Below are 26316 nucleotides of genomic sequence, written 5' to 3'. Positions count from 1 at the left end.
TGGCATGGACCGGCCAATTCGGACGAACGACCGGTTTTCGCCGGAACGTTCAGCCGGGCAGGTGGCGGACCCGCCACCTGCGCAGGGCCGCACCCGGGTCCCAGACCGGCCGTCCGCGCGCGAAGCGGAAGAAACAGAGGCCGATCAGGACGGCGCTGAAGTGCCCGAGATCCGTGAACGTGTGCGAGACGGCGAGCGGCAGACCGTAGAAGAGCAGCACCCCTCCCCCGTACACCGCGCGCCAGCGGCCGGCGAACCGGTAGGTGAGCACGGCGACCACGCCGGCCAGCGCGTACGAGACACCGACGTCCACGGTCTCGGCCATGCTCCGCTGCAGGCTGCCCCGGACGATCCCCCAGGCGACCACGCCCTCGCTCACCAGCGTGGCCAGCACGTGCGCGGTCGCGGCGACCGTGAACCAGCGCAACGTCCCCAGCCAGCGCTCGGCGTTGGCGTGGAACAGGGTGAAGAGGACGGCGTACGACGGCCAGCTCGCCTGCTCGGTCCAGAGCGCGCTGGCCACGAGGGCGTGCACCGGCCGCTCGCGCAACTGGTCGAGGTTGGTCGAGCGAGCGGCCAGGAACCAGTCCAGGGTGGCCGGGTCCGTCCGCGCCACCACGAAGCTGGTGACCCCGAGGAGCAGCAGCCACAGGTACGTCCCGGGGGCCGAGCGGACCCACCGCACCACCCCGCGCGGCAACCCGCGCAGCCCGCCGGCCCGACTCCCCCGTCCCGGCGACTGCGCCATCCGGCGGGCCCTCCTCGGTAGCGCGGACGATCGGTCCCATCCTCGGTGGTCGCGCGGCCGCCCGCCTCCGGACCGGCCCGCCCGGCACCGGGCCCGCGACGTCCGCAAACGCCCGTTCGGAAGATCGGTGCACGGCCGGATCCCATCCGGCCCGCGGCGACTACGCTGGCCGCCATGGAAGCCAGCTCAGCGCCCGTCCCGCCCGCACCCGAGCCGGCCCGGCCGCGGCGGGCCGGATACCGGCGGCTGCCGGTGCAGCAGCGGCGGGAGCAGCTGATCGAGGTGGCCCTGGAGCTGTTCGCCACGCGGCCGCCCGAGGAGGTCGGCCTGGACGACGTCGCGGAGGCCGCCGGGGCCTCCCGGCCGCTGGTGTACCGCTACTTCGCGGGCGGCAAGCAGCAGCTGTACGAGGCCGCGCTGCGCAGCGCGGCCGAGGAGCTGACCGGACGGTTCGCGGTACCGCTCGCCGGCACCCCGACCGAGCAGCTGTCGGCCGTGCTGGAGCGGTACTTCGCCTTCGTCGAGGAGCACGGCGCCGGCTACTCGGCGCTGCTGCGCGGCGGTTCGGTGGTGGAGACGGCGCGGACCTCGGCGATCGTGGACGACGTCCGGCGGGCCGCGCTGAAGCGGACACTGCGGCACCTCGGGGTCCGCGAGGCCGGACCGCTGCTGACCCTGCTGGTGCGCTCGTGGATCGCGGTGGTCGAGGGCGCCTCGCTGAGCTGGCTGGACGAAGGGCGGGCGCTGCCGGTCTCCGAGCTGCGGGAGTGGCTGGTGGACCAGTTCGTGGCGATGGCCGCGGCGTCGGCGCTGCACGATCCGCAGACCGCCGGGGTGCTGACGGCGCTGCTGGCCCTGGAGGGCGAGGACTCGCCCCGGACGGCGCGGCTGCGGGAGATCCTCTCCCCGCGCTGACCCGCCTCCGGGTGCCCCGTCTGCGCGTGCTCTGCCTGCCTGTGCCCTGCGTGTGCCCTGCCTGCGTGTGCCCTGCCTGTGCAGCGTCGGACCTCTGCCCCGGACCGGCCGGACCCTCCGGCCCTCCGGCCCTCCGTTCCGTGCGTCGCCGTCGCCGTCCCCGAACCCGGACCCCGACCTCCGACCCCCGTGCCAAGGGTCGGGTGCGCGGGCGCTCAGGCCTTGCCGAGCACCTGGCGCTGCCGGCCGAGCCCGTCGATCTCGATCTCGACGATGTCGCCCGGTGCCAGGAAGGGCGTGCCCGGGCGGCCGAGGGTGACGCCGGCCGGGGTGCCGGTGACGAGGACGTCGCCCGGCTCCAGCACCATGAACTGGCTCGCGTAGCGGACCAGCTCCAGCACCGGGAAGATCATCTGCCCGGTGGAGCCGTCCTGCCGCAGCTCGCCGTTGACCCAGAGCCGCAGCGGGAGCCGCTGCGGGTCCGCCACCTCGTCCGCCGTCACCAGCCAGGGCCCGAGCGGGGTGAAGGTCTCCGCCGACTTGCCCTTGTCCCACTGGCCGCCGCGCTCGAACTGGAACGCCCGCTCGGTGACGTCGTTGGCGATGGTGTACCCGGCTATCACCCCGGCCGCCGCCGCGTGGTCCTCCAGGTAGCGGCCGGTGCGGCCGATCACCACCGCCAGCTCCGCCTCGTAGTCCGTCTTCTCGCCGCCGCGCGGCACCAGCACCTCGTCGTACGGGCCGACCACGGTGGAACTCGGCTTGAGGAAGATCACCGGCTCGTCCGGGACCGGCGCGCCGGCCTCGGCCGCGTGGTCGCGGTAGTTGAGCCCGATGCCGACCACCTTGCCCGGCCGGGCGACCGGCGCGCCGACCCGCCGGCCGGCGATGTCGGTGACCGGCAGCCGCCCGGCCGTCACCGCGCCGGCCAGTTCGGCCAGGCCGGCGTCGTCCAGCCCGGCGAGGAACCCGCCGTCGATGTCCGCGGTCACCCCGGAGAGGTCGTACGCGGTGCCGTCCTGACCCAGCACGACCGGGCGCTCGGCGCCCGGCGGGCCGACACGGAGGAGCTTCATCTGAGCCTCACCATCTAGTTCGTCGCAGGTCACCGGGGCGGTCGCGGACCGCGCCGGCCTCTTGTCCAGGAGGTATATCAACGGCCCGCACCCCGGGACCAGACCGTCCCGGTCGGCGAAATCCTCCCAACCCGCCCGGGCCCGGGCCCCGCCTTTCGGCCGCCCGCACGGTTGACACCCCGCGGGCACCCCCGGGCACCCCGCGAACCCCCGCCCGGCACCCCCCGCGGGCACCCCGCCGCCACCCCGCCGCCACCCCGCCGCCGCCCCGCCGCCGCCCGGATCGCGCCCTCCCCGCTCTCCCCGCCCGCCGTCACGCCGACGGCGAAAACCCCACGCCCAAGGCGAACACGAGGACTGAACGACCGCCCCGCGGTCCAGGATTCCGGCATGGAGATCACCCGCATACGCCCCGAACTGACCCTCATCACCCTGGACTTCGGCCTCGTCTACCTCTGGCGCGACGAGGACGGCACGCTGACCCTGGTCGACACCGGCATCGCCGGGCAGGCCGACGCGATCGAGGCGGGGATCCGCGCCGTCGGCGCCGACCCGGCCGCGCTGCGCACCGTCGTGCTCACCCACTACCACGAGGACCACATCGGCTCGGCGGCCGAGCTGGCGAAGCGGCTGGGCGCCGAGGTAATCGCGCACCGGCTGGAGGCACCGGTGATCCGCGGCGAGCAGGACGAGGCGCCGTTCGTGCTGAGCCCCTTCGAGCAGCAGATCTGGGACAGCCTTCCGCCGCGTCCACCGGCCCCGCCGTGCGAGGTGCACCGCGAGGTCGAGGACGGCGAGGTGCTCGGCTTCGGCGGCGGCGCGGTCGTCGTGCACGTGCCGGGGCACACCGCCGGCTCGATCGCCCTGCACCTGCCCGGCCCCGGCGTGCTGTTCACCGGGGACGTCGCGGCCAACGTGGACGGCCGGACCATGCCCGGCGTCTTCAACGCCGACCCGGCCCTGGCCGTCGAGTCGTTCCGCCGGCTGGCCGCGCTGGACTCCCGGACGGTGCTGTTCGGACACGGCGACCCGGTCGTCGAGGACGGCTCAGCCGTGCTGCGGCGTGCCGTCGAGCAGCTGGGCCAGCACTAGCGGCCGGGCCGGGCCGGGGCCCGCGAGCAGGGTCTCGCGCTCCCAGCGGTCCAGGTCGCGTTCGACGTCGGCACGGGCCCGCTCGTGGCCGTCCAGGGCGGGCACCAGGTCGCGCAGCAGCGCGACGGCCGCCCCCGGGCTGCCCGAGCGGGCCAGCCAGAGCGCCAGGTCGTGGCAGGTCCGCAGGGTCCGCGGGTCGGCCGGTCCGAAGGCCCGGGCGAACTCGGGGATCAGCGCGGTCAGCTGCTCGACGGCCCGGTCCGGCGAGCCGGCCGCACCGCGCCGCCAGGCGTCGTCGGCCCTGGTCCGTAGCTGCTCCGGGTCGGGGCCGAGCCTGACGTCGCGCAGCCGCCGGCGGACCTCCGCCGCGTCGGCGGGCCGGTCGGCCGGGTCCTTGGCGAGCAGCTGCAGGACCAGCCGGTCGAGCGCCGGGTCCGCGGTGCGCAGCGGCGGCGGGGCCTCGTTGAGGTGCTGGAACATCATGGTGACCGCCGAGCCGGCGTTGAACGGACGGCGGCCGGTGGAGAGTTGGTAGAGCAGCACGCCGAGCGCGTACAGGTCCGTCCGGCCGTCGATGTGCCCGCCGGCCCAGCACTCGGGCGCCAGGTACGGCGGGGTACCGATGACCACGCCGGTGGAGGTGAGCCCGCTGCCGGACTGGGTGAGCAGGCGGGCGATGCCGAAGTCCAGCACCTTGGCCTCGCCGGTGTCGGCGATCATGATGTTCTCGGGCTTGATGTCCCGGTGCACCACGCCCGAGCGGTGCGCGGCGTCCAGCGCCTTGCAGACCTGCCGCACCCACTTGAGGGAGAGCGTCAGGTCGGGGGTGCCGTCGCGGAGCAGCGCGGAGAGCGGACGGCCCCGGACCAGCTCCATCACCAGGTAGTGCGTCCAGCGGGAGCCGTCCTGCACCCGGCCGTAGTCGTGCAGGGTGACGATGTGCGGGTTGGAGAGGCCGCCGACGGTCTTGGCCTCGCGGACGAACCTGCTGACCGCCTCGTCGTCGGTGGCCTTCTCCTCGGAGAGCACCTTGAGCGCGACCGACCGGCCGATGGTCTCGTCGTAGGCGGCCCACACCACGCCGAAGCCGCCCTGACCGAGCTCCCGGTCCAGCCGGTAGCGGCCGCCCACGACATCGTCCGCCTTCATGCCTTCCCCCAAGTCCGCCGGAATCGAACGCCGTTCATCCTGACCGGGTCACGATAGCGGTGGGGGAAGGCCTGGAGGTGAACGGGTCAGGCCTTGGGCTTGGGCAGGCCGACCGGATTGACCTCGGAGGTCGGGACGGCCTCGGCGTCCAGCCCCCAGCGCTTCAGCACCTGGCCGTAGGTGCCGTTCTTGATGACCTCGTTGATCGCGCCGTTGAGCGCCTGGACCAGGCCGTTGTCCTTCTTCGTGGTGGCCCCGATCTTGCCGAGCACGTCGGCGCCGCCGCCCGAGTAGGTGCCGATCACCTCGGTCTCGCCGGTCTGCACGCCGTGGAAGGCGGCCACCGGGTTGGGGCCGACGTAGGCGTCGATCCGGCCGGAGGAGAGCGCCAGGTAGTAGTCGGACGAGCTCTGGAAGTACTTGATGTCGGCGGCCTTCAGACCGTTCTTGACGTTCTCCTCGTTCCAGGAGATCAGCAGCTTCTCCTGGTTGGTGCCGGACGAGACGGCGACGGTCTTGCCGGCGATGTCCTTGGGCCCGGTGACCTTCCAGCCGCTGCCCTTCTTGGCCTCGAAGCCGAGGATGTCGAGGCGGTAGGTGGCGAAGTCGTACTTCTCCTTGCGGGCCTCGGTGACGGTGATGTTGGAGATGCCGACGTCGTACTTGCCGCTGTCCAGGCCGACGAAGATGTTCTCCCAGGAGACCGGGTTGAACTCGACCTTGAGGCCCAGCACGTTGCCGACCAGCGAGGCGATGTCCGGCTCGACGCCGATGATGGTCTTGTCGTCGTTGGCGTAGAAGTCCAGCGGCGGGGTGGTGCCGAGCGAGTCGACCACGGTCAGTGTGCCCCGCTTTCTGATCTCCTCCGGCACCAGCGCCGCGATGGCGTCCACCTTGGGCGTGGTCACCCGGTTCTGGTCCGGGGTGAGGTTCACCGTGGTGCCGTTCGGCGCGGTGCTGCCCTTCGCGGGGGCGAGTTCCGCCGTCGCGTCCGAGGAGCTGCCGCAGGCGGCCAGGGTGAGGGCGGCGGCGAGCGCGGCGGCGGCGGTCACGAGGGCGCGACGGGGTAGGGACATGGCGGAACTCCTGCGGATGGAAGGGGGTCGTTCGGGAGGGTGGTGGTTCGGAGGACCTCGGCTCGGAGGACCTCGGCTCAGAGGACCTTGGCCAGGAAGGCCCTGGTCCGCTCGTGCTGCGGGTCGTCGAGGACGGCCGCCGGGGAGCCCTGCTCGACCACCAGGCCGTCGTCCATGAAGACCACGGTGTCGGCGACCTCGCGGGCGAAGCCGATCTCGTGCGTGACCACGATCATCGTGGTGCCGCCCCGGGCGAGGTCCTTGATGACGTCGAGCACCTCGCCGACCAGCTCCGGGTCGAGCGCCGAGGTGGGCTCGTCGAAGAGCAGCACCTTCGGGTCCAGCGCGAGCGCGCGGGCGATCGCCACCCGCTGCTGCTGGCCGCCGGAGAGCTGGCGCGGGTAGGCGTCCTCCCGGTCGGCCAGGCCCACCCGGTCGAGCAGTTCCCGGGCCCGGGCCCGGGCCTCGGCCTTGGGCCGGCGCAGCGCGCTGACCGGCGCCTCGACGATGTTCTCCAGCACGGTCAGGTGCGGGAAGAGGTTGAAGTTCTGGAAGACGAACCCGATGTTGGTCCGCTGCCGCAGGACCTCGCGCTCCTTCAGCTCGTGCAGCCGGTCCCCCGACCGGCGGTAGCCGATCAGCTCGCCGTCGATCGCCACGAAGCCCCTGTCGAGCTTCTCCAGGTGGTTGATCGACCGCAGCAGGGTGGACTTGCCGGAGCCGGACGGACCGAGCACCACGGTCACCGAGCCGACCGCGACGTCGAGGTCGACGCCGCGCAGCACGGCCTGCGGGCCGAAGCTCTTGTACAGGCCGCGGACCTGCACCATGGGCTCCGCGGCGGGGGCGGGCTTCTCGACGGCGGTGGTCACGAGCGTCCTCCGGGGGCGGTCTCGACGGTGCTGGTGCGGGCCCGCAGGCCCTGGACGAAGGTCCGGGCCCGCTGGAGCGGGGTGGGCGGCGGGGTCCGGTCGGCGCCCCGGGCGAAGTAGCGCTCGACGTAGTACTGGCCGATCGACAGCACGGTGGTGAGCAGCACGTACCAGACGGTGGCGACCATCAGCATCGGCACCACCCGGCCGGTGCGTCCGTAGACCACCTGGACCTGGTAGAAGAGCTCGCCGATGGCCATCACGTAGACCACCGAGGTGCCCTTGAAGAGCGAGATCACCTCGTTGGCGGCGGACGGCAGGATGCCGCGCATCGCCTGCGGCAGCACGATCCGCCAGGCCTGGCGCCAGCGCGGCACGCCCAGCGCGGCGGCGGCCTCCCGCTGGCCCGCGTCGACGGCGATGATGCCGCCGCGGATGATCTCGGCGGCGAACGCGGCCTGGTGCAGCCCGAGGCCGAGCACGGCCGCGCCGAGCGCGCCCAGCACGCCGATCGTCTCGAAGTCGCCGAAGGTCGGGCCGAACGGGATGCCGATGCCGAACGTCTTGTAGAGGTACGACAGGTTGAACCAGAAGACCAGCTGGACGATCAGCGGGATCGAGCGGAACGCCCAGACGTACGCCCAGGCGATGGACTGCAGGATCGCGCTGCGGGAGAGCCGCATCGCGGCCACCACGGCGCCCAGCAGGAAGCCCAGCAGGGTTCCGTAGGCGGTGAGTTCGACGGTCCGGCCGACCGCTCGCAGGATGGTGTCGGCGGAGAAGTAGACCCGGAACGTCGCCCAGTCCCAGCCGGGGTTGGTGGCCAGCCCGTGGGCGAACTGGGCGAGCACGACGAGCGCGGCGACACCGGCCGCCCAGCGCCAGGGGTGCCGGGCGCGGACGGTGCGCAGCTCCGCGAGTTCGCCGAGGTCGAGCGGGGCGGTGTCCGGTCTGCCCGCGGACTTCCCGGGGGCGGCCGGAACGGCCGGGGTCGTGGTGGTGACGGTCATGGTGGGATTCCTCCAAGGGCCCCGGGGCCCGGACAGGGGGTCACGCGTGCTCGGGCGGGCTGATCTGGGACTCCTTGATGGCCGAGTCGGCCACCCCCCACTTCTTCAGGATCCGCTCGTAGCTGCCGTCCTTGATCAGCTGGTTGACCGCCGCCTGGAACGCCGGGGTGAGCGTGGAGCCCTTCTTGAACGCGAAGCCGACGTCCAGCCGGTGGAACTCCCCGAGGAACTTGGTGCCGGACGCCTCCTGGGAGGCCTGGTAGCGCAGACCGTTGATGGTGGACATCGAGATGTCCACCCGGCCCTGCTGGAGGCTGGTCAGCGCGGCGCCGGCGTCGCTGAACGCCTTCACCTCGTAGGGCTTCTTGCCGGCGTCGGTGCAGACGTTCTTCTTGGCGTTGAGGGTGGTCTCGAAGGTGGTGCCGGCGCCGGTGCCGATGGTCAGGCCGCACAGCTGGACCAGGTCGGTGACCGGCTGGATGCTCGTGTTGTCCTTCTTGACCGCGAAGCCCTGGCCGTCGTCGATGTAGGTGACGAAGTCGATGGTCTTCAGCCGGGTCGCGGTGACGCCGAAGTTGCCGGTGCCGACGTCGTACTTGCCGCTGCCCAGCGCGGGGAGGATGGTCTCGAAGGCGGCCTCCTCGCGCTGCACGGTCAGGCCGAGCAGCTTGGCCACCGCGTCGGAGAAGTCGATGTCGAGCCCGGCGGCCTTCTTGGTGGCCTGGTCGGCGTAGAACGCGCTGGGCGGGGCGCCGAACGAGGAGCCGAACTTGACCGTCCCGGCGGCGCGGACCTCCGCGGGAAGCAGGGCGGCGGCGGCGTCCGACTTCTTGAGACCGGAGATCAGGTCCTCGGCGGCGGCGGAGACGGCCTGCCCGCCGGGGCCCGGCGTGCCCCCGCTCTTCGGGTCCGAGCCGCACGCGGCCAGCACCAGGATCGGCAGCAGGGCGGTCGACGCGAGCAGGCGGCGGGCGGTGGTGGTTCTCACGGGGGCTGGTGCCTTTCGGTGCTTCGGTGCTTCGGTGCGGGACTCGGCTTCGGTGCCGGGCGCGGCTTCGGTGCGGGACGGTGTCTCGGTGCGGGACGGTGTCTCGGTGCGGCTGGGTGCTCCGGTGCGGCTGGGTGCTCGGGCGGTGCAGCGGTGAACCGGTGCGGTCGGGCTCACCGCAGGTCCTTCTCGAACGGCAGCGGGCCGATGGTCAGCGGGTCGGCCCCGACGTCGAACTGCGGGGTGTAGCCGGTGGCCAGGTACAGCTCCTTGGCCTCCGGCTGGAGCGGCCCGGTGGTGAGGAAGATCCGGCTGTAGCCGACCGCCGCGGCGGCCCGCTCCAGCTCGACCAGGACCCGGCGGGCCAGGCCCCGGCGGCGGTGCGCCGAGTGCGTCCACATCCGCTTCACCTCGGCGGTCCGCTCGTCGTACCGCTTGTACGCGCCGCCCGCCACCGGCTCGCCGTCCTCCAGGAGGATCAGCAGCACGCCGTCCGGCTCGGTCCAGCTGTCGGCCGGGTAGCGGGTCATCTCGCTGTGCGCGGACGGTCCGTACCGGCGGACGTACTCCTCGGTGAGTTCGCGCAGCAGCGGCTCGACGAGCGGGTCGTCGATGGTGACCCGGCGGACCTCGACGTCGAGGCCGGTGCCGGGGCCGGCGCCGCTCACGCCTGCACCGCGATCAGCTGCTGCCGGTCCCGCTCGTCCCGCTCGGCCCTGGCCGCCTTCTCGGCGTCCCGCTTGGCGACCTCCTCGCGGACGATCGGGATCACGTGCCGGCCGAAGTCGATGGTGTCGCCGATCAGGTCGTAGCCGCGCGCCGAGAGGATGTCCACGCCGAGGTCGTAGTAGTCGAGCAGCGCCTGGGCGACCGTCTCCGGGGTGCCGACCAGCGCGTTGGAGTTGCCGGCCCCGCCGGTGGCGGCGGCGGTCGGGGTCCACAGCGCCCGGTCGTACCGCTCACCGGCCTCGGCGATCTCCAGCAGTCGCCGGGAGCCGGTGTTCTCGGGGGCGGTGCCCTGCGGCTGCCCGCGGCGGACCAGCTCGCCGCCCTCCCGGCGGGCCTTGATCGCGTCGACCGTCCGGTGCGCCTTCTCCCAGGCCAGTTCCTCGGTCGGCGCGATGATCGGCCGGAACGCCACCTGGATCCGCGGCACGTCGCTCCGCCCGGCGGCCCGCGCCGCCTCCTTCACGCGCTCGATCTGCTCGGCGGTCCGGGCCAGCGGCTCGCCCCAGAGGCAGAAGATGTCCGCCTCGGCGCCGCCGGCCGCGTAGGCCGCCTCCGAGGAGCCGCCGAAGGAGACGCCCGGGCGCGGCTGCTGCACCGGGAAGACGTCGGAGACGAAGTCGTTGAACCGGTAGTACTCGCCCTCGTGGTCGAAGGGCTCCCGGCTGGTCCACGCCTTCTTGACGATGCCGATGTACTCCCGGGTGCGGGCGTACCGCTCGTCCTTGGTGAGGAAGTCGCCCTCGCGCTGCTGCTCGTGGTCGTTGCCGCCGGTGATGAAGTGGACGGTGAGCCGGCCGTCGCTGATCCGGTCGAGGGTGGCGAAGGTCTTGGCGGCGAAGGTCGGGTAGGACACGTTCGGCCGGTGGGCGAGCAGGATCTGCAGCTTGTCGAGGCGCGAGGCGAGGAAGGCCGCGGCGGGTGCCGGGTCGGGGGCACCGGCGCCGTAGGCGAAGAGCACACGGTCCCAGCCGTGGTCCTCGTGGGCGCGGGCCAGCCGCAGGGTGTAGTCGCGGTCGAAGGCGGCCGTGGTGCGGGCGGTGGTCTCCGAACCGTCGCCGGTGGCGGCTATGCCGAGGAATTCGACGGGCATGGTGGTGGAACCTTTCGGGTCGTGCGCGGTCCGGTGGGCTGCGGGTGGGCAGGCCGGAGAGGGCCCTGGCGGGGCCGGGCCGTGGTGCTGGACGGGCGCGTACGGGGTGGTGGCGGTGCGGTGGCCGGGTGGGCGGGTCCCCAGTGAACGGGTCCCCGGTGAACGGGTCGCGGGTGAGCGGGACCGCCCGGGTGTGCGGGGTGGCGTGCATGACCGGTCGGCCGGGGCGGGAGGGGAGACTGCCGGAGCGCAGAGCTGGGGAGGAGAGGGGCGGCGGCAGCGTGCGCCAAACGAACCGTCAGGTGACGACGGCTCTCCCGGCCCGCGACGGGGCACCGAGGGAAGGTCCTCCGCAGGAGGACGGGGCCGGCTGGACGGCCCGCTGCCGGGTCAGCCGCGACACGCCGCGGACCACACTCGACCGAAGTCGATGTGGTCGCGGGTGACCAGGGGCTGCTCGGCGTACATGGACCCAAGTTGAGCAGTGAACCATGCATGGCGTCAACCACCCTCCATTACCGCTCTGTTGCGATCTCCTGTCGCCCCGCGACGCGGCCCGGGGCCCCGGCGCACCACCCTTGACAGCCGCCGATCGCTCATGCGTACGATCACGGAGGAGTGCAGTGCAGGGCCGGCCGTGTTGAGGGACGCGGGCCGGCCGCAACGGCCGTACGTGACCACGCCGTGCCCCCCGCCTGCCCGCATCTCCGCCCTCCCGCCTGGAGCCTCCGCATGGCCACCCCGCAGGACGTCCTCCCCGCTCCCGCCCTCACCGCCACCACCGCCGCACCACCACCGGCCGCCGCCACCGACGCCACGGCGGCCGACGCCCGGATCGTCGCCCGCCGCCGGACCGGCCAGTGGGTCTCCGCCGCCGTCGCCCTGCTGGTCTTCGCGATGGTCGTCAACTCCCTGGTCCGCAACCAGGCGTTCCAGTGGGACGTGGTGGCCGACTGGTTCACCGCCACCTCGGTCCTGAACGGCCTCACCCTGACCCTCTGGCTGACCGCCGTCACCCTCGCCCTCGGCTTCGTGCTCGGCACCGTCCTCGCCACCATGCGGCTCTCCACCAACCCGGTGCTGCGCACGCTCAGCTGGGTCTACATCTGGATCTTCCGCTCCACTCCGGCGCTGGTGCAGCTGCTGCTCTTCTTCAACATCGGCGCGCTCTACCCGACCCTGGGCATCGGCATCCCGTTCGGCCCGGAGTTCCTCACCGTCAAGACCGTCAACCTCTTCGGCCCCACCCTGACGGCCGTCGTGGGCCTGACCCTGCTGGAGGCCGCGTACGCCGCCGAGGTGGTGCGCGGCGGGATCCTCTCCGTCGACCGCGGCCAGCTGGAGGCCGCCTCGGCCCTCGGGATCGGCCGGCTGCGGGTGCTGCGGCGGATCATCGTCCCGCAGGCGATGCGCTCCATCGTGCCCACCGCCGGGAACATGCTGATCAGCGCGCTCAAGGGCACCAGCATCATCAGCGTGCTGGCCGTCTCCGACCTGCTCTACTCGGTCCAGCTGGTCTACCTGCAGTCCTACCAGGTCATCCCGATGCTGATGGTCGCCACCATCTGGTACATCGTGATCACCACCGTCCTCTCCGTCGGCCAGTACTACGTCGAACGGCACTACGCGAAGGGCGCCACCCGGGAGGGCCTGCCGCCCACTCCGCTGCAGAAGGCCCGGACCGCGTACCGGCGACTGCGCGCCGCGGCGGACGCCGACACCGGCGGCGGCGACACCGCCCCGGGCTCCGGCACCGGCCCGGGCTCCGACACCGGCACCGGCCCGGGCTCCGGTCACGCCTCCGCGAAGGGGGCGGCCCGATGACCGCCGAGAGCACCCTGGTCGTCGTCGGCGCCGGCCCGCGCGGCACCGGACTCCTGGAGCGGATCGCCGCCAACGCCGCCGAGCTGCTGCCCGCCGACCGCCCGCTGCACATCCACCTGGTCGACCCGTACCCGCCCGGCGCCGGCCGGATCTGGCGCCACGAGCAGTCCCCCCTGCTCCGGATGAACTCGATGGCCGAGGACGTCACGATGTTCACCGACGAACGCTCCACCATCGACGGACCGGTCCGCCCCGGCCCCTCCCTCGCCGAATGGGCCTCCCACATCGAGGAGTTCGAGCCCTACCGGGAACTGACCGACCCGACCGTGCTGGCCGAGCTGCGCACCCTGGCACCCACCGACTTCCCCACCCGGCGGGCCCAGAGCGCCTACCTGGACTGGGTGTTCCGCCGCGCCGTCGCCGACCTGCCGCCGCACGTCACCGTCACCGTCCACCGGGACACCGCGCACCGCATCGAAGGGCCGGTCGACGGCCCGCAGCTCGTCCACCTCACCGACCGGGTCCTCACCGCCGACCACGTCGTCCTCACCCTCGGCCACCTCGACTCCGCCCCGGACCCCCGGTACTCCGCCGACGCCGAGTTCGCCGCCCGGCACGGCCGCTACCACCTGCCGCCCGCCTTCTCCGCCGACGCCGACCTCGACGGCATCGCCCCCGGCGAGCACACCGTGCTGCGCGGCTTCGGGCTCGCCTTCGTCGACCTGGTCTCGCTGCTCACCGAGGGCCGCGGCGGACGCTTCGACCGGACCGACGACGGCCTGGTCTACCGCCCCTCCGGCCGGGAGCCGGTGATCCACGTCGGCTCGCGACGCGGCGTGCCCTACCACTCCAAGACCGACTACCGGCTCCAGGGCCCGCGCGCGCCGCTCCCCCGCTACTTCGACGCGACCGCCGTCGACGCCCTGCTCGACCGGCCCGGACCGATCGAACTACGGCGCCAGGTCTGGCCGTTGATGGCCAAGGACATCGGCTTCGGCCACTACCACGAGCTGTTCCACGCCCACCCGGAACGCACCGCACTGCCCTGGGCGGACTTCCTCGCCGGCTACGACGCCCACGACTGGTACTCCCCCGAACTGAGCGCCCTGGTCGAACGCGCCGTCCCCGACCCGGCCGACCGGCTCGACCTCGAACGCCTCGACTTCCCCCTCGCCGGCCTCGAACTCGGCAGCGACGAAGAACTCCAGGCCCACCTGCGCCGCTACATCACCGAGGACGTCGACCGCCGCGCCGACCCCGCGTACAGCGCCGACCTCGGCGCCTTCCTCGCCCTGCTCTCGCTCTTCGGCCAGCTGCCCCGGGTACTCGCCTCCGGCCGGCTCACCGCCCGCTCGGTCGCCGAGGACGTCGACGAGTGGTTCTTCGGCTACTTCAGCTACCTCGCCTCCGGGCCGCCCGGCTTCCGGCTGCGCCAGTTGCTCGCGCTCTCCGAGGCCGGCGTGGTCCGCTTCCTCGGCGCGGGCGTCAGGGTCGAACGGGACGAGGCCGGTGGCACCTGGCGGGCCTCCGGCGCCACCGTGCCCGGCCACACCGTCACCGCCACCGCGCTCGTCGAGGCGTACCTGCCCAAGCACGCCCTGACCCGCACCCGCGACCCCCTGCTGCGCGACCTGCACCGCACCGGGCGCATCGTCGAGGAGGTCGTCACCGACGAGGAGTACACCCACCGCTCCGGACTGCTCACCATCCGGCCGGGTGACAGCCGCGTCCTCGACCCGGCCCTCGACGACGGACCGCACCCGCGCCGCACCGCCCTCGGCCCGCACACCAGCCTCCGGGCCGCCGCCGCCTTCGCCCGCCCGCGCACCGACTCGCCCGGCTTCCGCCAGAACGACGCCGCCGCACGGGCCCTGCTCTGCACGCTGGCCCGGACCGGCTCGGCCGTCGCGGTCTGAGCGCCCCGGTGGGAAGGGGGGCGGACCCCGGTCCCGCCCCCTCCCCACCGGGCCCCGCGCGCCGGCCCACGCGCGCACGCCGGCGGGCCGCCCGCGACGCGTCCCACCTGCGGCCTTCTTCCTCCGACCGCCCGGCGCGCCCTACCACGACGGCCGTCGCGCCGGCCCCCGTCACCCGAACGGATGGAAGGATGGGCCCAGGCCCCCGCGAAGGAGCTGCGGGCCGAACGATCCGAGGAGCGCAGTCATGGCCAAGCAGGCCCCGCAGAGCGATCCGGCGCAAGACGCCCCCCGGGTGTCGGCGCCCCAGCACGCCGCGGCCGGGCTGCCCGCCGTCGGCCACAGCCTGCGGATGGCCGCCGAGCAGATGGGCGCCCGCCGCACCCTCTCCACCCTGCTCAAGGTCAACCAGCCCGACGGCTTCGACTGCCCCGGCTGCGCCTGGCCCGAACCGGGCAAGACGCACACCGCCGAGTTCTGCGAGAACGGCGCCAAGGCCGTCGCCGAGGAGGCGACCGAACGCCGGATCCGCGCCGAGTTCTTCGCCGCCCACCCGGTCGCCGAACTGGCCGGGCGCTCCGGCTACTGGCTCGGCCAGCAGGGCCGCCTCACCGGTCCGATGCTGCTCGACGAGGGCGCCACCCACTACACCCCGGTCTCCTGGGACGACGCCTTCGCGCTGATCGCCGAGGAGCTCCGCGCCCTGGACACCCCGGACGGCGCCGCGTTCTACACCTCGGGCCGGACCAGCAACGAGGCCGCGTTCGCCTACCAGCTCCTCGCCCGCCGGCTCGGCACCAACAACCTGCCGGACTGCTCCAACATGTGCCACGAGTCCTCCGGCTCGGCGCTCACCGAGACGCTCGGCGTCGGCAAGGGCAGCGTCAGCCTCCAGGACCTCTACCAGGCCGACCTGATCATCGTGGCCGGCCAGAACCCCGGCACCAACCACCCCCGGATGCTCTCCGCCCTGGAGCGGGCCAAGCGCGCCGGCGCGGCGATCGTCAGCGTCAACCCGCTGCCGGAGGCCGGCCTGGAGCGGTTCAAGAACCCGCAGCAGGCGCGCGGCCTGGTCGGCCACGGCACCAAGCTCACCGACCTCTTCCTGCAGATCCGGCTCGGCGGCGACCTCGCCCTGTTCCGGGCGCTCAACCAGCTGATCCTCGACGCGGACGGCGTCGACCGGGCGTTCGTCGACGAGCACTGCCACGGCTTCGACGAGTTCGCCGCCGAGGCCCGCCGGACCACCCGCGAGGAGGTGCTGGCCGCCACCGGCCTGCCCTGGGCGCAGATCGAGGAGCTCGGCCGGCTGGTCCTCGCCTCGAAGAAGGTCATCGTCTGCTGGGCGATGGGCCTCACCCAGCACAAGCACTCCGTGCCGACCATCCGCGAGGTGGTCAACTTCCTGCTGCTGCGCGGCAACGTCGGCCGCCCCGGCGCCGGCGTCTGCCCGGTGCGCGGCCACAGCAACGTCCAGGGCGACCGGACGATGGGCATCTTCGAACGCCCCTCGACGGCCTTCCTGGACGCCCTCGGCAAGGAGTTCGGCTTCGAGCCGCCGCGCGAGCACGGCCTCGACGCGGTCGACACCATCCGGGCGATGCGCGACGGCAAGGTCGGGGTGTTCTTCGCGATGGGCGGCAACTTCGTCGCCGCCACCCCGGACACCGACGTCACCGAGGCGGCGATGCGCCGCTGCCGGCTGACCGTGCACGTCTCCACCAAGCTCAACCGCTCGCACGTGGTCACCGGCGCCCGCGCCCTGATCCTGCCCACCCTCGGCCGCACCGACCGGGACGTCACCGCGCGCGGCGCCCAGTTCGTCAGCGTCGAGGACTCGATGGGCCAGGTGCACTCCTCGCGCGGCGGCCTGCGCCCGCCGGCGCCCGGGCTGCTCTCCGAGGTGGCGATCGTCTGCCGGCTGGCCCGCGCGGTGCTCGGCCCCCGGGACACCGTGCCGTGGGAGGACTTCGCCGCCGACTACGACACCGTGCGGGACCGGATCGCCCGGGTGGTCCCGGGGTTCGAGGACTACAACGACCGGGTCCGCCGCCCCGGCGGCTTCACCCTGCCGCACGGCCCTCGCGACTCCCGGACCTTCCCGACGGCGACCGGGAAGGCCAACTTCACGGTCAACCCGCTCACCGCCCCGGAGGTCCCGCCGGGCCGCCTGCTGCTGCAGACGATCCGCTCGCACGACCAGTACAACACCACCGTCTACGGCCTCGACGACCGCTACCGGGGCATCCGCGGCGGGCGCCGGGTCGTCCTGGTCAACCCCGAGGACGCCGCCGGGTTCGGCCTCGCCGACGGCGCGTACGTCGACCTGGTCAGCGAGTGGAAGGACGGCGTCGAACGCCGCGCCCCGCACTTCCGCGTGGTCCACTACCCCGTCGCCCGCGGGGGCGCCGCCGCGTACTACCCGGAGACCAACGTCCTGGTCCCGCTCGACTCGACGGCCGACATCAGCAACACGCCCACCTCCAAGGCCGTCGTGATCCGCTTCGAACCCGACTCCGGCGCGGAGGTCTGACCACCGCGCACCTCCCGCGGTGCACGGCGGAGAGGCAGCAGTGCGCCCCGCCGGATCCCGGCGGGGCACCGTGCTGTTCGGGGTGTCGTCAGTTCTGGCCGGGCGGCAGGGTGCCGGTCGCCCTACCGGAGGCCGAGGCGGTGCCGGTCGCGGTGGCCGAGCCGGACGCGGCCGGGGTGCCGGTGGGCGTCCCCGTCGGCGTGCCCGTCGGCGTGCTGCTCGGCGGGTCGGTCGGCGTCCCGGTGGGCGTGCCCGTCGGCGTACCGGTCGGCGTCCCCGTGGGAGTGCCCGTGGGCGTGCCCGTCGGCGTCCCCGTGGGGGTGCCGGTCGGCGTGCCGGTGGGCGTCCCGGTCGGGGTGCCGGTGGGAGTCCCCGTCGGCGTCCCCGTGACCGGGTCGGTCGGGGTTCCCGTCGGAGTGCCGGTCGGCGTGCCGGTGCCGTCCGGGGCAGGCGTGCCGGGAGCCGGCGTGCCCGGGGCCGGAGCGGTGCCGGGCACCGGGGCGTCGGTCGGCGCTCCCGGCACCGGAGCGACGGGCACCTGGTTGAGCGGGCTCGGCGCGATCGCGGTGACGGGGTCCCAGCCGGCCGGCAGGTCCGGCACCTTCCAGGCGCCGCCGGCCTCGTCGGCCGCGCCGTCCGGGTCGGGACGGACGGCGCCGAGGATCGGGTTGCCCCCGATCGGCGCCACCTTGACGACCGAACCCGGCCGGGGCGCGTGGACGACCAGGCCGCCGCCGATGTACATCCCGACGTGGGTGGCGCCCGCGAAGTAGATGATCAGGTCGCCGGCGCGCAGCTGGTTGAGCGGGACGTGCTGGAGCCGGGCCCACTGCTCCTGGCTGGTGCGCGGGATCGGCTTGCCGGCGTGCAGCCAGGCCTGCGAGGTGAGGCCGGAGCAGTCGAAGACGTCCGGTCCGGCGCCGCCCCAGACGTACGGCTTGCCCAGCTGGGCGAGCGCGTAGGCGACGGCGCCCCGGCCGGCCTGCGAGGGGGTTCGCTCGCCCTGGCCGAGCACGCCGGAGGCGAGGAAGGCGATCTGGGCCTCGTCGGCCTTGGCCTTCTCCAGCTTCTCCAGGTCGGCCCGCTGGGCGCCGGTGAGCGAGGCGACCAGCTGCTCGACGGAGGCGAGGTCGGCGGCCATCTTGGCCTTCGCCGTGTCCTGCTGGGTGACCAGGGACTGCGAGTTCGCCAGCGCCTCCTCGTTCTGCTTCTGCAGTCCGGTGAGCGCGTCGCGGTCGACGGTCAGCTTGTTGAGGAACTCGGACTGGGAGCGGCTGGCCGCGGTCAGCAGCTCGGCGATGGTGACGGCCTCGTACGGGTCCTTGGAGAGCAGCAGCTCGGCGTAGGCGGAGACGGCGCCGTTGCGGTACTGGGCGGCGGCGAGCTGGGCGGCGACGTCGGTGCCGGCGTCGACCTGCTTCTGCTGGCGCTCCAGCTTGCCCTTGAGCTCGGTGAGCGCGGCCTGCTGTTCGGCGACCTTGGCCACCGAGGCGTTGTACTGCTCGGTGGCGGCCTCGGCGCCCTGGTAGAGCGCGTGCAGCTGGTCGAGGAGCGGGCCCAGGGTGGCCCTCGCCTCGGCGAGCGGGTCGGCGCCGGGGTCGGCCCCCGGGACGGTCGGGCCGGTGGTGCCGGGAACCGGCGGCGCGGGGTCGGCGTAGGCCGGTCCGGCCAGCGGCAGGGCGAGCGCGGCGGCCGCGAGGACGGCTCCGCAGCGCAGTGCGGCCCGCACCCAGGGTCGTGTGCCGGTCGACGGGCGTGTGCCTGTCCGCTCCGTGTGCTGCCCAGCCCCGCCCATGGGTCTCGCCCTCCCCGCCCACCTGCCCGTACTCCGGGGTCCCCGGATCCCCGCTGATCCTGCCATGTGTTACTCGCGGGAAACAGACCGCACCCGTACGGCTCGGTGAATTCTACGAGCAGGCTGTGAGACAGCTCTCAACAAAACGGGTGAAGTGGGCGTTTCTCCGCGAATGTCCAGCTCAGGGCAGTGACCGACACGCCCCGGCAAGGCTGCGGCAACCCCTCCGACACCATCGGAACCATGCGTCCGACGCCAGTTCACCTTCCGTTCATCAAGCGTCCCTAGCGTCGCGCACGACACCAACGTCAGTGCGACAACTACGACGATTGTTTGGGTATGGAACACATCTCGTTCCTGGTGGCCGTTGTGATCATCACGGCGCTCGCCTTCGATTTCACCAACGGGTTCCACGACACCGCCAATGCGATGGCCACCTCCATCGCGACGGGAGCCCTTCGGCCCAAGGTCGCGGTCACCATCGCGGCCGTCCTCAACTTCGCGGGTGCGTTCCTCTCCGTGAAGGTCGCCACCACCATCTCGGGCGGCATCGTCAACGAGAAGGCCGGCATCCATCCGGAGATCATCTTCGCCGCCCTGGTCGGTGCCATCCTCTGGAACCTGCTGACGTGGCTGCGCGGCCTCCCGTCGAGCTCGTCGCACGCCCTCTACGGCGGCCTGATCGGCGCCACCGTCGTCGGCGTCGGTGTCAACGGCGTCAACTTCGACACCGTCGTGTCCAAGATCCTCATCCCCGCCGTCGCCTCCCCGCTGGTCGCCGGCCTGGCCTCCTGGGGCGCCACCAAGCTGGCGTTCGCGATCACCCGCAAGAGCAACGGCGGGACGGTCAACAAGGGCTTCAAGACCGGCCAGATCTTCTCCTCCTCGCTGATCTCGCTGGCGCACGGCACCAACGACGCCCAGAAGACGATGGGCATCATCACCCTGACCCTGGTCTCGGTCGGCGCCCTGCCGAAGGGCGCGCTGCCCCCCACCTGGGTCATCATCTCGGCCGGTGCGGCCATCGCGATCGGCACGTACATGGGCGGCTGGCGGATCATCCGCTCGATGGGCAAGGGCCTGGCGGACATCACCCCGCCGCAGGGCTTCGCCTCCGAGTCGGCCGCCGCGACCGTCATCCTCACCTCGTCGCACATGGGCTTCGGCCTCTCCACCACCCAGGTCTGCTCCGGCGGCATCATGGGCGCCGGTCTGGGCGGGCCGAAGGGCCAGCTGCGCTGGAGCCTGGTCCGCCGCATGGTCTACACCTGGGGCCTGACCCTGCCCGCCGCCGCCACGGTGGCCGGCCTCGCGGCCTTCCTCGCCGAGCAGGGCACCTGGGGCGTCGTCCTGGTCGGCGCCGTGCTGGTCGCCGGCTCGGGCGCGATGTGGATCGTCTCCCGCCGCCAGCCGGTCGGCGCGGACAACGTCAACGAGGTCCACGACGTCACCCCGGTCGAGGTGGACCCGGCCACCGCGCCCCCCACCCCGACCCCCGCCTCGACCACGGTCGCGGCCTGACCGCCGCAGGCTGAGGAGCACAGCACCATGCACATCAAGTGGAACGCCCTGGCCCAGACCGCCGGCTTCAGCTTCGGCATCACGGTCGCCGTGGTCACCGTCTTCGCGCTCGGCATCCTGGCGCTGTCGCGTCACGAGGCCGCGCTCACCGCGCGCCGCGAGGCGGCCGGCCCGGGCACCTCGGTGTCCGGCAGCCGGCTGGCCCTGGCCGGCGCGTACGCCTGCTTCGCCGTCTGCGGCGCGGCCGTCCTCTACGGGCTGACGCTGATCGCCGGCCGGTAGCCGCCACGCCCACGGGCGCCGAGTACCCGACACCGGCACCGGCACCGGCACACGGGCACGCACGCACACGGCGGGAGGGCCGGGAGTGGATCACCACTCCCGGCCCTCCCGCCTTTCCCCGCCCCCGGTGACCGCCCCCGGTGACCGCCCCCGGTGACCGCTCCCGGTGACCGGACCCGCGGGCTCGACCCCGGAGCCGCCCCGGCCGGAGCGACCGGAGCGGCCCACGCGGGTCCGCACTCACTCCCGGCCGGTCCGCAGCACGGTCTCGCGGATGAACAGCACCGTGACGAAGGCCAGCAGCGCGAACGGCGCCGCCACCAGGAAGACCACGCCCACACCGTGCCCGAAGGCGTCGGTCACCAGCGGGACGAGCGGGGCGGGCAGCTTGTGCAGGTCCGGAATGCCGCCGCCGAGCGCACCGCCGCCCGCCGGGACGTGCGCGGCGGCCAGGTTCTCCGTCAGGTAGTGGCCGACCCGGTTGTTCATCAGCGCGCCGAGTGCGGAGACGCCCATCGCGCCGCCCATGGTGCGGAAGAAGGTGACCACCGAGCTGGCCGCGCCGAGCTCGCTGCGCGGCACGGTGTTCTGCACCGCGAGGACGAGGTTCTGCATGGTGAGCCCGAGGCCGATCCCGGTGATCGCCATGTAGAGGGAGAGCAGGCCGTAGTCGGTGTCGGCCCGGGCGGTGCCGAGCAGGCCGAAGCCGACGGCCAGCAGCAGGGTGCCGGCGACCAGGTAGGCCTTCCACTTGCCGTACTTGGTGATGAGCTTGCCCGCGACGGTGGAGGAGACGGCCAGGCCGAGGATCATCGGCAGGGTCATCAGCCCGGCGATGGTCGGGGACTTCTCCCGGGCCAGCTGGAAGTACTGGCTGAGGAAGGTGGTCGCGCCGTACATCCCGATGCCGACCAGGATGCTGGCCAGCGCGGACAGGACGACGGTCCGGTACCGGAACAGGCTCGGCGGGATGATCGGCTCGGCGGCCCGGCGCTCGACCACGACGGCGAGCGCGCCCAGCAGCAGTCCGCCACCGACCATGACCACGGTCTGCCACGACAGCCAGGCGTAGTTCTTGCCGGCCAGCGTGATCCAGATCATCAGCAGGCTGACGGCGGCGGTGATGACCAGCGCGCCGAGGTAGTCGATCTTCACCTTGCGCCTGACCACCGGCAGCTTGAGAGTGCGCTGCAGCACCAGGATCGCGGCCAGCGCGAACGGGATGCCGACGTAGAAGCACCAGCGCCAGCCCAGCCAGGAGGTGTCGACGATGATGCCGCCGATCAGCGGGCCGCCGATGGTGGCCAGCGCGAAGACGGCGCCGAAGTAGCCGCTGTACCGGCCGCGCTCGCGCGGCGGGACCATCGCCGCCAGGCAGATCTGGGCCAGCGCCGTGACGCCGCCGGCGCCGATGCCCTGGAGGGCGCGGCAGGCGATCAGCTGGCCGGTGTTCTGGGAGAACCCGGCCAGTGCGGAGGAGGCGATGTAGATCACCAGGGCGATCTGCAGCAGCAGCTTCTTGCTGGCGAGGTCGGACAGCTTGCCCCAGATCGGGGTGGACGCGGTGAGGGTGAGCAGGGTCGCGGTGATCACCCAGGTGTAGGCGGACTGGCCGCCGTGCAGGTCGGTCAGGATCCGCGGCAGGGCGTTGGAGACGACGGTCGACGAGAGCACGGCCACGAAGAGACCGAGCAGCAGGCCGGAGAGCGCCTCCATCACCTGCCGGTGCGTCATCGGTTGGTCGGTGGTGGCGGCGACTCCGGTCGAGGCGGGGGCGGTGACGGTCATCGAGGTCCTTAAATTCGTTGCCTGACACAACCATAAGGGGGTTGGTTGACTTGGGCAACATTCGTCAAGGGCAAGTAAAGCCCGGGCCGACCACTCGGCCCGGGCCTCGATCCCGGTGACGCCTCCCCGCGGCGCCTCCCCGCTACGCCTCCCCGCTACGCCTCCTCGCCGCGCCCGCCCGCCACGCCCGACGGGACGGCCGACGCCACGCCCGACGGGGCGAGCGACGGGACGGCCGCCTCGCCGACCACGTCGTTGAAGCGGTGCAGCAACTCGGCGAACCGGGCCACCTCCTCCGACGACCAGCCGGCCATCAGCTCCCTGACCCGCCCCATCCGGGCGTCCCGGGCCTCCAGGTACCGCCGCCGGCCGTCCTCGGTGAGCGAGACCAGCGCCGAGCGGCGGTCCAGCGGGTCCGCCGCCCTGGCGACCAGACCCAGCTCCTCCAGGGCGCGGATCTGCCGGCTGACCGTGGCCTTGCCCACGGCGAAGTGCACGCCGACGTCCGTCACCCGCACCCGGCCGGCCTGTTCGATGTAGCCGAGCATGCTGTACGCCATGCCCTCCAGCTGCGGATGGACCCGCCGGGAGAGCTCCGCCACCCGCGCCCGGCCCCGCCGGAAGAGCACCCCGACCTCGCGCTCCACCGCCAGCAGTGGTTCCTCGTCCTCGTTCGCCGCAGTCACCGCGCCAGTATCGCGCAGCACGAGAACGCCGGACCCGGCGCGGGAGAAACGTCAACGAAACTAGTTCATGCTATTAAGTATCCGGTTTCCCCCGATACGCAAGGAGATGTCGATGACCGCCCCAGGGCAGGGACCAGGGCAGGCCACGGCACCGGAGCAGGCATCACCGCCGGCACCGGGGCAGGGCTTCGCCGCCGAACTGAAGGGCGCGGTCACCCCGCGTGCGGCACTGCTGGTGATCGCCGTGCTGCTCCTCCAGCTCGGCTTCATCACGTCGTACGTCGGGGCGCTCCACCACCCGACCCCGCACGAGCTGTCGATCGCGGTGGTGGCCCCGCCGCAGGTGGCCCCCCAGCTGGTGGAAGGACTGGAGTCCGTCCCCGACGAGGCCGTGAAGGCCGTCACGGCGCCGGACGCGGCCACCGCCACCGAGCAGCTCAAGGACCAGAAGATCTACGCCGCGCTGGTGGTGAACCCGGCCTCCACCGAGGACGTGCTGCTGGTCGCCAACGCACGCGGGCCGTCCGCGGCCCGGGCCGCCGAGAGCATCGTCACCGGCCTGGAGAAGTCCCAGGGCCGGACGGTCAAGGTCGAGGACGTCGTCCCGCTGGCCAAGGGGGACGCCAACGGCCTCTCCTCCTTCTACCTGGTGATCGGCTGGTGCGTCGGCGGCTACCTGGTCGCCTCGATCCTCGGCGTCAGCGCCGGGGCGAAGCCCGCCAACGCCAACCGGGCGGTGATCCGGCTCGGCACCCTGGCCCTGTACTCGGTCGCGGCGGGCATCGGCGGTGCGATCATCGTCCAGTCGGTGCTGGACGCGCTTCCGGGCTCGTTCTGGGGCCTGTCGGCGGTCGGCGCGCTGGTGGTCTTCTCGGTCGGCGCGGTCACCATGGCGCTCCAGTGCCTGTTCGACATCATCGGCATCGGGATCGCGGTCCTGCTCTTCGTGGTGCTCGGCAACCCGAGCGCCGGCGGGGTCTTCCCCCCGCCGATGATGCCGACGTTCTGGCGGGCGATCGGCGCCTGGTTCCCGAACGGCGCCGGGACGGACGCGGCCCGCTCGATCGCCTACTTCGGCGGCTCCGGCCTCGCCGTACCGCTGGTGGTCCTGCTGGTGTGGGCGGCGGTCGGCGTCGCCGTCACCTTCGCCGCCGTACTCCGCCGGCCGGGGCACCTCACCCGCACGCTGACCACGGGCTGACGCGGTCGGCGACCGGCGCCGGTCACCGGGCGGCGCCGGTCGCCGGGCGGCCTCAGTCCTCCGGCCGCCCGGGGTCGGCGATCACCGACCGGACCACGCCGACCGCGGCCCCCAGCAGGGGGCCGCGGCGGCCCAGCCGGGAGACCGTCAGCCGCTCGTCCGTCCAGGGGCGGACGGTCACCCGGGCGGCCAGCTCGGCCCTCATCGCCGGCACCAGCCAGGGCGCCAGCTGCGCGTAGCCGCCGCCCAGCACCACCTCCGCCGGGTCGAGCAGGTTGACCGCACCCGCCGAGGCGATGCCCAGCGCGGCGCCCGCCCCGGCCAGCGCCGCCACCACCTCCTCGTCCCCCGCGGCGGCGCGCTCGGCGAGCAGCGCCACCCAGTCGCCGCGGATCCCCTCCAGACCGGCCTGGCGCATCACCGCCGCCTCCCCCGCGTACTGCTCCAGGCAGCCGGTCGCCCCGCAGGCGCAGCGCGGCCCGTCCGGGTGGACGGGGACGTGGCCCAGCTCGCCCGCGTAGCCGCGCACCCCGCGCAGCAGCCGGCCGCCGACCACGATCGCCGAGCCGACACCGGCCTCGGCCGAGACGTGCAGGAAGTGTTCCGGCCCGCCGCCCAGCCAGAGTTCGGCGAGCCCGCCGAGGTTGGCCTCGTTGTCGGCCAGGATCGGCAGCTCGGCCAGTTCGTCGGCGTTGGCGGCGCGCAGTGCGAGCCGCAGCTCGGCGGTGACCGGGACGTCCCGCCAGCCGAGGTTGGCGGCCCGCTGGAGCATCGCCCCGTCGCCGCCGACCAGTCCGGGCACGGCCAGGGTCAGCCCGGCCGGGCGCAGTCCGGCGTCGGCGGCGGCGCGGCGGAGCAACTCGGCCAGGTCGGCCATGACGGCGGCGGGATGCCGGCCCCGGTTGCGGATCTCCTGCCGTCGCCAGGCCCGGACCTCGCCGCGCAGGTCGACCACGCAGGCGCCCAGGTGCTCCACGCCGATCTCGGCGCCGAGGCCCCCGGGGCCGTCCGGGTGGAGGCCGAGCGCCGTGCCGGGTCGGCCGACCTTGCCGCTGGGGGCCGACGGGCCCTCCTCGACCACCAGGCCGGCCGCGATCAGCTCCTCGGCGAGCGAGGAGACGGCCGCCCTGGTCAGCCCGGTGTCGGCGGCGACCTCGGCCCGGGAGCGCGGGGCGCGCGCGATGACCCCGAGCACCAGCGCCAGGTTGGCCCGGCGCATGCCCTGCTGGCTGGCGGGCCCTGACCGGAGACCGTCCGTCTCGCGCATCGCCATCACCCCGATCGGCTTCCGCAGACTCGTTTGCAGCGTAGCCCGGTTTCGCCGACCGCTCCCGGCCGGTCGGGGGCCGGTCGGGGGCCGGTCGGGGGCCGGCCGGAGGAGCGCGGGCCGGACGCGGGGGCCTGCCGTCAGGGTTGCTCCACCCGGGTGGAGGCGGGCTCGGCGAGCCGGAACACCCACCGCTGCATGGCCCAGAACCGGAAGAGCATCGCCACGAAGGTGCCCAGGACCATCCCGCTGAGGAAGTCGGCCAGTTCCTGGGCGAAGGGGCTGACCCAGGGCTCCCGCAGGTTCAGCATGTACCGCGAGACGATCAGCGGGACGTCGTTGACGGCGATCGCCGCCACGCTGACCAGGAAGTAGAGCAGTGCCTCGCGCTGCCGGCCGTTCGCCCGGAAGGCCCACCGGCGGTTGAACACGTAGGAGACGACGGTGGCCACCACGGTCGCCACGGTGAGGGCCACCACCGGCTTGTGCGCCAGCAGGGTGAGCCGCAGCGAGTAGTTGATCACCACGGTCAGGGCGAAGCACCCGCTGCCGACCAGCAGGAACTTCACCAGCCTCCGGTGCCGGAGCAGGACCGGGCGCAGCCCGGCCGGCACCCGGGCCAGGACGCGCTGCGTGGGGGACGCCATCTCCGCAGTCTGGCACGGGGCCCGCCGCCGTTCCCGCCGGAACCCGTCCGCCGTCCGGGCACGCCGGTGGCCCGGCGGAGGAGTACTCCGCCGGGCCTGTCCCGGGGCCGT

At 73.4% G+C, this 26316-nt stretch carries 22 protein-coding genes; 8 read left to right on the top strand and 14 right to left on the bottom strand.

From position 1 onward, the window contains the following. Positions 1–49: 49 nt before the first annotated feature. The gene (locus tag ACFWIC_RS13350) at positions 50–748 is read right to left on the bottom strand and encodes a rhomboid-like protein (protein ID WP_380518289.1); all 699 of its coding nucleotides are present in this window, start codon (positions 746–748) and stop codon (positions 50–52) included. A 174-nt stretch (positions 749–922) separates the two neighbouring features. On the opposite strand from ACFWIC_RS13350, the gene ACFWIC_RS13345 reads away from it, so the two are divergent. Then, a complete protein-coding gene (locus ACFWIC_RS13345) occupies positions 923–1663 on the top strand; it encodes a TetR/AcrR family transcriptional regulator (protein ID WP_355399323.1) in 741 nt (246 codons plus the stop codon). 215 nt (positions 1664–1878) lie between these two features. Here ACFWIC_RS13345 and ACFWIC_RS13340 read toward each other — a convergent pair whose 3' ends face one another. Continuing rightward, a complete protein-coding gene (locus tag ACFWIC_RS13340) occupies positions 1879–2739 on the bottom strand; it encodes a fumarylacetoacetate hydrolase family protein (RefSeq protein ID WP_329952238.1) in 861 nt (286 codons plus the stop codon). A 390-nt stretch (positions 2740–3129) separates the two neighbouring features. Between ACFWIC_RS13340 and ACFWIC_RS13335 the strand changes: the two genes are divergently transcribed. Next, positions 3130–3831 carry an MBL fold metallo-hydrolase gene (locus ACFWIC_RS13335; RefSeq protein WP_329952239.1) on the top strand — a complete coding sequence of 234 codons (702 nt, stop codon included), beginning with the start codon at positions 3130–3132 and terminating at the stop codon, positions 3829–3831. Here the strand turns inward: ACFWIC_RS13335 and ACFWIC_RS13330 are convergent. From ACFWIC_RS13330 to ACFWIC_RS13300, 7 genes are all read right to left on the bottom strand, one after another. Next, positions 3787–4980, bottom strand: a complete 1194-nt coding sequence (locus ACFWIC_RS13330) for a serine/threonine-protein kinase (protein WP_329952240.1) — start codon at positions 4978–4980, stop codon at positions 3787–3789. The genes ACFWIC_RS13335 and ACFWIC_RS13330 overlap by 45 nt on opposite strands. Before the next feature lie 86 nt (positions 4981–5066). Then, positions 5067–6056 carry an ABC transporter substrate-binding protein gene (locus ACFWIC_RS13325; RefSeq protein ID WP_329952241.1) on the bottom strand — a complete coding sequence of 330 codons (990 nt, stop codon included), beginning with the start codon at positions 6054–6056 and terminating at the stop codon, positions 5067–5069. Between the two features lie 77 nt (positions 6057–6133). Beyond that, positions 6134–6886 (bottom strand): amino acid ABC transporter ATP-binding protein, encoded by a 753-nt coding sequence (locus ACFWIC_RS13320; RefSeq protein ID WP_329952294.1) that lies wholly within the window; start codon positions 6884–6886, stop codon positions 6134–6136. Positions 6887–6924: 38 nt separating this feature from the next. Next, on the bottom strand, positions 6925–7938 hold the full coding sequence (locus tag ACFWIC_RS13315; protein ID WP_329952242.1) for an amino acid ABC transporter permease: 1014 nt from the start codon (positions 7936–7938) through the stop codon (positions 6925–6927). A gap of 40 nt (positions 7939–7978) precedes the next feature. After that, a complete protein-coding gene (locus tag ACFWIC_RS13310; RefSeq protein ID WP_329952243.1) occupies positions 7979–8926 on the bottom strand; it encodes an ABC transporter substrate-binding protein in 948 nt (315 codons plus the stop codon). A 173-nt stretch (positions 8927–9099) separates the two neighbouring features. Beyond that, on the bottom strand, positions 9100–9594 hold the full coding sequence (locus ACFWIC_RS13305; RefSeq protein ID WP_329883064.1) for a GNAT family N-acetyltransferase: 495 nt from the start codon (positions 9592–9594) through the stop codon (positions 9100–9102). After that, positions 9591–10745 carry an LLM class flavin-dependent oxidoreductase gene (locus ACFWIC_RS13300; RefSeq protein ID WP_329883065.1) on the bottom strand — a complete coding sequence of 385 codons (1155 nt, stop codon included), beginning with the start codon at positions 10743–10745 and terminating at the stop codon, positions 9591–9593. Before ACFWIC_RS13300 ends, ACFWIC_RS13305 begins: the two co-directional genes overlap by 4 nt. 732 nt (positions 10746–11477) lie before the next feature. Between ACFWIC_RS13300 and ACFWIC_RS13295 the strand changes: the two genes are divergently transcribed. The 3 genes from ACFWIC_RS13295 to ACFWIC_RS13285 all read left to right on the top strand — a co-directional run bounded on the left by ACFWIC_RS13295 (position 11478) and on the right by ACFWIC_RS13285 (position 17018). Further along, on the top strand, positions 11478–12569 hold the full coding sequence (locus ACFWIC_RS13295) for an amino acid ABC transporter permease (RefSeq protein ID WP_380518283.1): 1092 nt from the start codon (positions 11478–11480) through the stop codon (positions 12567–12569). Continuing rightward, entirely contained in the window at positions 12566–14485 is a 1920-nt protein-coding gene (locus ACFWIC_RS13290) for an FAD/NAD(P)-binding protein (RefSeq protein ID WP_329952245.1), read from the top strand. Before ACFWIC_RS13295 ends, ACFWIC_RS13290 begins: the two co-directional genes overlap by 4 nt. A gap of 247 nt (positions 14486–14732) precedes the next feature. Next, entirely contained in the window at positions 14733–17018 is a 2286-nt protein-coding gene (locus tag ACFWIC_RS13285; RefSeq protein ID WP_329952246.1) for an FdhF/YdeP family oxidoreductase, read from the top strand. Positions 17019–17106: 88 nt separating this feature from the next. On the opposite strand, the gene ACFWIC_RS13280 is transcribed toward ACFWIC_RS13285, so the two are convergent. After that, a complete protein-coding gene (locus ACFWIC_RS13280; protein WP_380518279.1) occupies positions 17107–18747 on the bottom strand; it encodes an NlpC/P60 family protein in 1641 nt (546 codons plus the stop codon). A gap of 405 nt (positions 18748–19152) precedes the next feature. Here ACFWIC_RS13280 and ACFWIC_RS13275 point away from each other — a divergent pair, with 405 nt between their 5' ends. Then, positions 19153–20334 carry an inorganic phosphate transporter gene (locus ACFWIC_RS13275; RefSeq protein ID WP_329883070.1) on the top strand — a complete coding sequence of 394 codons (1182 nt, stop codon included), beginning with the start codon at positions 19153–19155 and terminating at the stop codon, positions 20332–20334. 27 nt (positions 20335–20361) lie between these two features. After that, the gene (locus tag ACFWIC_RS13270) at positions 20362–20616 is read left to right on the top strand and encodes a hypothetical protein (RefSeq protein WP_329883071.1); all 255 of its coding nucleotides are present in this window, start codon (positions 20362–20364) and stop codon (positions 20614–20616) included. A 240-nt stretch (positions 20617–20856) separates the two neighbouring features. Here ACFWIC_RS13270 and ACFWIC_RS13265 read toward each other — a convergent pair whose 3' ends face one another. Together ACFWIC_RS13265 and ACFWIC_RS13260 are read right to left on the bottom strand one after the other, a co-directional pair. Then, entirely contained in the window at positions 20857–22404 is a 1548-nt protein-coding gene (locus tag ACFWIC_RS13265) for an MDR family MFS transporter (protein ID WP_329952248.1), read from the bottom strand. Positions 22405–22559: 155 nt separating this feature from the next. Next, positions 22560–23090: a MarR family winged helix-turn-helix transcriptional regulator gene (locus ACFWIC_RS13260; RefSeq protein ID WP_380364604.1), complete on the bottom strand. Its 531-nt coding sequence runs from the start codon at positions 23088–23090 to the stop codon at positions 22560–22562. A gap of 112 nt (positions 23091–23202) precedes the next feature. On the opposite strand from ACFWIC_RS13260, the gene ACFWIC_RS13255 reads away from it, so the two are divergent. Next, on the top strand, positions 23203–24291 hold the full coding sequence (locus ACFWIC_RS13255) for an ABC transporter permease (protein WP_329883074.1): 1089 nt from the start codon (positions 23203–23205) through the stop codon (positions 24289–24291). Between the two features lie 52 nt (positions 24292–24343). On the opposite strand, the gene ACFWIC_RS13250 is transcribed toward ACFWIC_RS13255, so the two are convergent. Both ACFWIC_RS13250 and ACFWIC_RS13245 read right to left on the bottom strand, forming a co-directional pair. Then, a complete protein-coding gene (locus ACFWIC_RS13250) occupies positions 24344–25558 on the bottom strand; it encodes an ROK family transcriptional regulator (RefSeq protein WP_329883075.1) in 1215 nt (404 codons plus the stop codon). A 140-nt stretch (positions 25559–25698) separates the two neighbouring features. After that, on the bottom strand, positions 25699–26205 hold the full coding sequence (locus ACFWIC_RS13245; RefSeq protein ID WP_329883076.1) for a GtrA family protein: 507 nt from the start codon (positions 26203–26205) through the stop codon (positions 25699–25701). Positions 26206–26316 lie beyond the last annotated feature (111 nt).

This window comes from Kitasatospora sp. NPDC127035, assembly GCF_042726075.1.
In the GTDB taxonomy this organism is placed as follows: domain Bacteria; phylum Actinomycetota; class Actinomycetes; order Streptomycetales; family Streptomycetaceae; genus Kitasatospora.
The sequence above is the reverse complement of the archived record's forward strand: the minus strand, read 5'-3'. Positions and strand labels throughout refer to the sequence as shown.

What these genes read in the sequence shown, in the direction of transcription:
- ACFWIC_RS13295 (WP_380518283.1), top strand. Translation starts at nt 11,478, where the DNA reads ATGGCCACCCCGCAGGACGTCCTCCCCGCTCCCGCCCTCACCGCCACC.
- ACFWIC_RS13250 (WP_329883075.1), bottom strand. Translation starts at nt 25,558, where the DNA reads ATGCGCGAGACGGACGGTCTCCGGTCAGGGCCCGCCAGCCAGCAGGGC.
- ACFWIC_RS13245 (WP_329883076.1), bottom strand. Translation starts at nt 26,205, where the DNA reads ATGGCGTCCCCCACGCAGCGCGTCCTGGCCCGGGTGCCGGCCGGGCTG.
- ACFWIC_RS13285 (WP_329952246.1), top strand. Translation starts at nt 14,733, where the DNA reads ATGGCCAAGCAGGCCCCGCAGAGCGATCCGGCGCAAGACGCCCCCCGG.
- ACFWIC_RS13345 (WP_355399323.1), top strand. Translation starts at nt 923, where the DNA reads ATGGAAGCCAGCTCAGCGCCCGTCCCGCCCGCACCCGAGCCGGCCCGG.
- ACFWIC_RS13290 (WP_329952245.1), top strand. Translation starts at nt 12,566, where the DNA reads ATGACCGCCGAGAGCACCCTGGTCGTCGTCGGCGCCGGCCCGCGCGGC.
- ACFWIC_RS13300 (WP_329883065.1), bottom strand. Translation starts at nt 10,745, where the DNA reads ATGCCCGTCGAATTCCTCGGCATAGCCGCCACCGGCGACGGTTCGGAG.
- ACFWIC_RS13255 (WP_329883074.1), top strand. Translation starts at nt 23,203, where the DNA reads ATGACCGCCCCAGGGCAGGGACCAGGGCAGGCCACGGCACCGGAGCAG.
- ACFWIC_RS13340 (WP_329952238.1), bottom strand. Translation starts at nt 2,739, where the DNA reads ATGAAGCTCCTCCGTGTCGGCCCGCCGGGCGCCGAGCGCCCGGTCGTG.
- ACFWIC_RS13320 (WP_329952294.1), bottom strand. Translation starts at nt 6,886, where the DNA reads ATGGTGCAGGTCCGCGGCCTGTACAAGAGCTTCGGCCCGCAGGCCGTG.
- ACFWIC_RS13270 (WP_329883071.1), top strand. Translation starts at nt 20,362, where the DNA reads ATGCACATCAAGTGGAACGCCCTGGCCCAGACCGCCGGCTTCAGCTTC.
- ACFWIC_RS13315 (WP_329952242.1), bottom strand. Translation starts at nt 7,938, where the DNA reads ATGACCGTCACCACCACGACCCCGGCCGTTCCGGCCGCCCCCGGGAAG.
- ACFWIC_RS13275 (WP_329883070.1), top strand. Translation starts at nt 19,153, where the DNA reads ATGGAACACATCTCGTTCCTGGTGGCCGTTGTGATCATCACGGCGCTC.
- ACFWIC_RS13265 (WP_329952248.1), bottom strand. Translation starts at nt 22,404, where the DNA reads ATGACCGTCACCGCCCCCGCCTCGACCGGAGTCGCCGCCACCACCGAC.
- ACFWIC_RS13335 (WP_329952239.1), top strand. Translation starts at nt 3,130, where the DNA reads ATGGAGATCACCCGCATACGCCCCGAACTGACCCTCATCACCCTGGAC.
- ACFWIC_RS13330 (WP_329952240.1), bottom strand. Translation starts at nt 4,980, where the DNA reads ATGAAGGCGGACGATGTCGTGGGCGGCCGCTACCGGCTGGACCGGGAG.
- ACFWIC_RS13325 (WP_329952241.1), bottom strand. Translation starts at nt 6,056, where the DNA reads ATGTCCCTACCCCGTCGCGCCCTCGTGACCGCCGCCGCCGCGCTCGCC.
- ACFWIC_RS13350 (WP_380518289.1), bottom strand. Translation starts at nt 748, where the DNA reads ATGGCGCAGTCGCCGGGACGGGGGAGTCGGGCCGGCGGGCTGCGCGGG.